This is a genomic window from Pilibacter termitis, assembly GCF_900167335.1.
Taxonomy (GTDB): domain Bacteria; phylum Bacillota; class Bacilli; order Lactobacillales; family Streptococcaceae; genus Pilibacter; species Pilibacter termitis.
This window is the reverse complement of sequence record NZ_FUXI01000051.1, coordinates 1-3291: the sequence shown is the minus strand read 5'-3', so window position 1 is coordinate 3291 and position 3291 is coordinate 1. Positions and strand designations below refer to the sequence as shown.

Annotated in this window: 6 protein-coding genes; all 6 read right to left on the bottom strand. The window is 33.4% G+C overall.

The annotated features are described in order from the left end of the window. Positions 1-343 (bottom strand): RHS repeat domain-containing protein (locus B5D30_RS12935; protein WP_144399619.1); only part of this gene is annotated, 343 nt, incomplete at its 3' end. 213 nt (positions 344-556) lie between these two features. Next, entirely contained in the window at positions 557-1111 is a 555-nt protein-coding gene (locus B5D30_RS12930; RefSeq protein WP_144399618.1) for a hypothetical protein, read from the bottom strand. Positions 1112-1237: 126 nt separating this feature from the next. Continuing rightward, a complete protein-coding gene (locus B5D30_RS12925; RefSeq protein ID WP_078808501.1) occupies positions 1238-1690 on the bottom strand; it encodes a hypothetical protein in 453 nt (150 codons plus the stop codon). A gap of 1 nt (position 1691) precedes the next feature. Next, a complete protein-coding gene (locus tag B5D30_RS12920; RefSeq protein ID WP_144399617.1) occupies positions 1692-2384 on the bottom strand; it encodes a hypothetical protein in 693 nt (230 codons plus the stop codon). A 126-nt stretch (positions 2385-2510) separates the two neighbouring features. After that, positions 2511-2969 carry a barstar family protein gene (locus B5D30_RS12915; RefSeq protein WP_078808499.1) on the bottom strand — a complete coding sequence of 153 codons (459 nt, stop codon included), beginning with the start codon at positions 2967-2969 and terminating at the stop codon, positions 2511-2513. A gap of 9 nt (positions 2970-2978) precedes the next feature. Beyond that, the coding region (locus B5D30_RS12910; RefSeq protein WP_327442550.1) for a ribonuclease domain-containing protein at positions 2979-3291 on the bottom strand (313 nt) is incomplete at its 5' end.

Genomic DNA, 3291 nt, shown 5'->3' with positions numbered 1-3291 from the left:
CCACACGGTTGCCTACGTTGTCATAGAAATACTGCGTGACTCGAGTTGTGTTCCGCTCTTTCTCTGTTACTTTGACAAGCTGTTCTTCCTTGTCGTACTCATAGGTTCGGTCAAGTTTGAGTTTTGGATAATTCAAACTTTCTCGTGTCAAATTGCCGTTTTCGTCATATTCGTAGGTTTGTTTCGACAATTCTTTGCCTGTGGTCGAGAGAATCTTCGATTCACTGACTTCACCTGTCGACAAGTAGCTGTAAAGAGAGGTCGTGCCGTCAGCGTGCTGAATCTTCGTGATTTGTCCCATACCGTCATAGCTATACTCGGTGACCTTGCCTTTATCGGTCACTTTCGTCAGCTGTTTTTTCTGGTCGTATTCATACTGAACGTTCGTGCCGTTCGGATATTGTACTTATCAAGAGTAAAATTCAAAATCGAGTCGTGGTTAAACAATTTTTAAATAGAAAAATCGCATGAAATCAACATTTATAAAAACGAAATTTCTGCGATTTTTCTATTTTGCTAGTTTAAACACAACCTCATTCTTAACAATCTGTCTAAACTAACGATTTTCATTCCTCACTTTTTCAATCAAATCTGAAAAAAGTAGAATCTTTCTGTTACCTTCCATGTGAAAGTTTTTTATCTCATCTAAATACTCACTTGATTGCTTTAAAAGTTCATCAATAAAGACTTGTCTATTTACAACTTCAGATAATTGAACTTGTTCTTCAATATTAGCAAGCGGTTCAACAATGTAACTCATACCATCAGAAAGTAAATTAGGATCTTCTCTGGGTTTTTCACGAAAAACTTCTTCTATCTTGTAACAGTCTACCGAAAAATTAGAGATTGTTACATAGCGTTCCAACTCCTCTATATCATCTACATAAACCCTCCCTTTTACTTTAAGCATAAGAACAGATTTGAGTAGCGATGAAAACCATGCATAGATACCAACAGAAAAAATTGACAACGTCAATTCTTCTCTGCAATCCCAATCGCCAAACTCTTTGCCATTTAAAAACATAGCAAAATAACCATATTCGCCATTTATTCCCTCAGCATACTTAACTCCTTTTTCTATATATAAAATTCTATACTTTATCTCAAACATAACCCTACCTCCTAAAATCTTTCTTAGTAAGCTTATGGTTCCCCCATGCAGTTTGTAATACCCCATTCTCAACAAATAATTCGATTTCCTCTCCTTCAACTTTATAAATTATCCTACCATTTTTCTCTACAAATCAAAATACAACTTCAAACTAGTATACTTGAAATTTACATAGACATGTGTTTTTTGTTCAGATACATAGAATAATTTATGATTTAATTTTCTCTTTGTTACAAAGAACGTACATTTCTCTACATTTTCGAAATCCTTTTGGTATTCATCAACAAAGTTACCATTGTCATCATCAGTCGCTATAATTTCTACATCTGTAGAAATTTTTTCTACTATCTCCACTAATATTTGAGTAAGATAATTTAAATCATCTGTGAATGTACTTTTAGACATCTCATAATTTTCAACGAAAATACCTAGTTCATGAAACATACAATTTGGGTAGTCAAATTCAAAAATTTCCCAGTCAGTTACTCTACTATCTCCTAAAACTTCTTTTACCAACTCTAAATCTCGAATTGGAAGTTTGGTTTTGGACATCAATGATATATCAAGAGTTACTTTCATATTATTTACCTACCTTTCCACTCTCAATTAAATGTTTATATTGCTCGTCATTCAATCTAAATGCTGTATTAAAACTTCCATCTTGATTGATAAACATCCAATTTTTAGTCTTAGGATCATAAATATGCGTACCTTTAAACTGTTTCCAACTACCTTTTTTTTGAACTCCAGTATCAGCAAACTTCTTCAAATCAGAAATAAACGCATTTATACTATTTTTCGTGCCATCGGGATACTTTCCAAATGCATCTCGATGTTTTGAAAATGCTTTGTCTACCGAACTACCATTGAAAATTATTTCTTTAGAAAAAACTTTCTTCCCACCTTGCTGAACAACTTCCTTAGCACCACTCTCAACCACTTCACTCGGATTCTTAGCCTTCTTCACCTTACTCGGCGGCAATTTCCAAGTTCCAAGTATATGCCCATAACCGCTATATGTCATTTGAACCAACAAAGCCAGTGCTGACAGCTGTTGAGCTGCTTTCAACCAACCCGTATTCGGATTGCCCTCTCCGCTTATCGCCTTAAACAGAGTCTCTAAAATATCGTTATTTCTTGTCGAGAAATTCTCTAAATACTTATCACGGATTTTTCCGTTTTTGTCAACGTAGATATTATAACCTGAAATATAGTACCAACCGTCTTTATTTGATTTTACAAAGATGGTTAGTACTATATTTTTTATAGCCACTTGCAATTTTTAGAGTTAATCTACTAAATAAATATCAAATTTCTTAGGAGACATTCCGTTCTTGAAAATTTTAATTGTCCGAGTATAATACTCTTATGATATGAGATACAAACTATTTTAGAAAAATTATTTATCATTTAAAAACGATCTTGTGAACAAGTTCTTAGAAACATTCTCTTGTTCTACTAGATAGACTTGGAAAGAGGATTTCTTTCCTCCAACAACAACATGTTCAACCTCATTCTCCCAAAAATCGATTATAAATTCAAGATCATCTATAAGTTCTTCTTGAATTTTTTTATCTCCTTTAAATATTAACCTCCAATTAAAAATAATAAGATTGAACGAAAGATACCCTTTAGATTGAAGATTATTAAAATCTCGCATCCAGTCTAAGAAAGCATCTACATTATTTTCTACATCTTGTTTGAATACAAATTTTTCAGCTAAAATTAGCATATACTGATTGTAAGTAGCCAACTCTTTTCCATCAATTTTAACAATATAACCATGTTCTGATTTTGCTTGACGTTCAATTTTTGAAACCTCTTCTAATGTAATTTTATGGATCCTATTTTTTATCATTTCACTCTCCTACTTTATTTTTGTAAACGTCCTATAATGGTCATCCGTATAATAAGTTGAACCGTCGCTTCCTCTTACGAACCGCTCGCTATCCCTATTAATGCCATTATAATTATTCACATCAAATTCTTTGTAAGTAATTGTTTTCCCATTAGAATCAATCGTTGGCAATGCTGAGTTTCTATTTTTATAAGCTCCACCTGCCCCGGTTCCTTGAGTTTGCCCGGCTACATTTCCTTTCCAACCTCCTTTTTCATACTTCTGATAAATATCTTGGACATGGCTAGGCAAATCATTCAACGACTTTTGAGCAATAGATTGG

Excerpts from the sequence above, each read along its gene's own strand:
- B5D30_RS12915 (WP_078808499.1), bottom strand. The coding sequence starts at position 2,969 with ATGATAAAAAATAGGATCCATAAAATTACATTAGAAGAGGTTTCAAAA.
- B5D30_RS12930 (WP_144399618.1), bottom strand. The coding sequence starts at position 1,111 with ATGTTTGAGATAAAGTATAGAATTTTATATATAGAAAAAGGAGTTAAG.
- B5D30_RS12925 (WP_078808501.1), bottom strand. The coding sequence starts at position 1,690 with ATGAAAGTAACTCTTGATATATCATTGATGTCCAAAACCAAACTTCCA.